This window comes from Intestinibacter sp., assembly GCF_051866655.1.
Classification (GTDB): domain Bacteria; phylum Bacillota; class Clostridia; order Peptostreptococcales; family Peptostreptococcaceae; genus Intestinibacter.
The window spans coordinates 1-2,772 of record NZ_JBJDXL010000439.1 but is presented as its reverse complement, the minus strand read 5'-3'; the positions used below and the strand labels follow the sequence as shown (position 1 = coordinate 2,772).

3 protein-coding genes and 1 pseudogene are annotated in these 2,772 nt (G+C 32.1%); all 4 read right to left on the bottom strand.

The window, feature by feature from the left end; translation table 11 throughout:
* Positions 1-308, bottom strand: a pseudogene (locus ACI3VO_RS13230) (tRNA (N(6)-L-threonylcarbamoyladenosine(37)-C(2))-methylthiotransferase MtaB); the annotation flags it as partial.
* The gene (locus tag ACI3VO_RS13225; protein WP_439758370.1) at positions 308-1,060 is read right to left on the bottom strand and encodes a 16S rRNA (uracil(1498)-N(3))-methyltransferase; all 753 of its coding nucleotides are present in this window, start codon (positions 1,058-1,060) and stop codon (positions 308-310) included. The gene ACI3VO_RS13225 and the pseudogene ACI3VO_RS13230, both read right to left, overlap by 1 nt.
* Before the next feature lie 8 nt (positions 1,061-1,068).
* The gene (gene prmA / locus ACI3VO_RS13220) at positions 1,069-2,010 is read right to left on the bottom strand and encodes a 50S ribosomal protein L11 methyltransferase (protein ID WP_439758369.1); all 942 of its coding nucleotides are present in this window, start codon (positions 2,008-2,010) and stop codon (positions 1,069-1,071) included.
* Positions 2,011-2,268: 258 nt separating this feature from the next.
* On the bottom strand, positions 2,269-2,772 hold a 504-nt coding region (locus ACI3VO_RS13215), incomplete at its 5' end, for a GNAT family N-acetyltransferase (RefSeq protein ID WP_439758368.1).

The window sequence follows — 2,772 nt, the reverse complement described above, 5'->3', positions numbered from 1 at the left end:
CGTCTGTCGTTTGTACCCATTACTAGGTTTACTTCATCTATTGAAAGTATTTCCTCAGGTGATACCTGTGAATAGCATCCAACTACTGCTATTATTGCATTTGGATTTTTCTTTTTAACTCTTCTTATATATTGTCTTGATTTTCTGTCGCTCATATGAGTTACTGTGCAGGTATTTATAACGTAGACATCTGCATAGTCCTCTGTCTCGGCTTTTTCATATCCTTCCTTTTCAAATAACTCGAGCATTGCCTCTGTCTCATATTGGTTTACTTTACACCCTAGAGTATAAAATGCCACTTTTTTCATTAAATATTTCCTCCTAAGTCACTTAATTCATATAAAACTATGGAAGAAGCGACTACTGATGCCGTTTCTGTTCTAAGTATTCTCGGTCCTAGTGATACAACTTTAGAATCTATATTTTGAAGAGTTTGTATTTCCTCCTCTTCAAATCCACCCTCTGGTCCAATGAAAATCCCGATATTATTTATATCAGCTTCTCTTATAGCACTTTTTATAGATACAGTTTTTTCATTTTCATATGGGCAGATATTCATGTCGTTGTTTTTCATATCCTCTAAAGCCTCATCAAAGGATAATACACCTCTCAATGTAGGTATCTTACCTCGTTTACTTTGTTTCGCCGCCTCGTATATTATTCTTTCCCAACGTTCTAATTTTTTACCTTCTTTTTTGTCGTCTACCTTTACTACACTTCTCTTTGTCGATACTAAAATAATTTCATCGACACCGACCTCTGTGAGCTTTTGAAGTATAAACTCCATCTTTGTGCTCTTAGGTAGACCTTGGTATAGCTTTACTTTTAAATCTGATTCTCTTTTTATTTCCTTTTTTTCTATTATATTTAAATCGACTTGATTTTTACTTATATCTGTTATTTCGCATACGTATTCAGAGTTGTCCTTATCACATATCTCTAATTTTTCGCCGACTTTACATCTTAAAACCTTTGATATATGTTTTACATCTTCGCCCTCTATTATACATGTGCCATTTTCTAAATCTATATTGTTTTTATCTACAAAAAATCTATCCATAAATTCACCTACTTAAGTTTAGAAACTATAGCTGACCATTCTCCTAATCTCTCAACCTTAACTATTTCAAATCCGTTTTCAGTTAAGCTTTCACATACTTCATCTATTTTAGCAAGGATTATACCTGATGATATGAATACACCGTCTTCTTTTAAGAATTTGCTAACGTCTTTAGCAAGGATTTTGATTATATCTGCTATTATGTTTGCAACTATTACGTCAGCTTTTGAGTCCACTACTTCAAATAGTGAACCGTGTTTAACTGTAACCTTGTCTGATACATGGTTTATTTCACAGTTTTCCTTTGATACCTTTACTGCTACTTCATCCAAGTCCCCTGCTACAACGTCTTTTGCACCTAATTTAGCAGCTGCAATTGCAAGTATACCACTTCCGCATCCTATATCGAAAACAGTCTTTGTATCGTCTACATAGTTTTCTAATTCTCTTATACACATAGAAGTAGTTTCGTGAGTTCCTGTTCCAAACGCCATACCTGGATCTAGTTCTATTATTAGATCTCCTTCTTGTTCTTGGTATTCTTCCCAGCTAGGTTTCACTACGATTTTTTTGCCTATTTTTGTTGGTTTGTAGTATTTTTTCCATTCATTTGCCCAGTCTGATTCGTGAACATTACTTAAAGTTACGCTTCCTTCACCTATATCTAGTCCAAATGATGGAAGTAGAGATATTCTAGCCTTTACAGTTTCAACAAGCTCTAGTACGTTTCTTTCTTCTGGTATGTAAGTTTTTATTAGAACGCCGTCTTGGCAGCTTTTGTTGAATACTTCTTCTTCTACGTAATCCCAGTCTAGTTCGTTTTTCTTTTGGAATAGAAAGTCTTTAGGGTCTTCTATCATGACTCCTCCGCATCTTTCTTCCATTAGTATGTTACTTATTGCTTCTACAGCTTCTGTAGTTGTTTTTATAGTTACCTCTGTCCAGTTCATTGTTATCTTCCTTTCTTGGTTTTTATTTATTAATTTATAATTTTAAACTGATATTTCTATTTTAAAATTTCATTTAACTATTATATCATATTTAATCTATATATGCAATTTTTATGAAAGTATAATAGTAAGTGCACAACCTAATATTATATGTTATCTTAAAAGAAGTTAAAATTTGCCATAAGTAACAAAATAATTACTATATTAAAACAAATTAAGTTTTTTTATGATTTTTCCTTATATAATAATTACATTATATTATTTATTTTCATAGATTAACGATTCAGGATGAGAAAAGTTAAACTTAATATCTTTATGAGGATTAACTAATAGATTTAAAATTCCAAGTTCGGTATGACCCAAACGAGTGTTCATTTGTAGTTTACGATATGGTACAAAACCACATTTTTCTTGGACCCTTCTTGATTGATCATTAAATAAATAATATCCACAAGTTAAGAAATCTAAATCTAGATCATTAAATAAATAATCAATTACGGCTGAAACTGCTTCTGGCATTATGCCTTGTCCCCAGTAGTCTTTGCTTAACACATAGCCGATTTCACGTCCTTTATAACCATTAAATTCGGTTAGTTCATTTTCCATACCATATTTTTCAACTCCAAGTGAGCCTATTACTTTATTGTTTTCTTTTAATACTATTGCAAATACTTTATCTTCATTAATAAAACTATCAAGGATTTCTTTTGTTTTTTGGATAGACTCATGATGAGGCCAACCCGCCATTTCTCCTACTCCTTC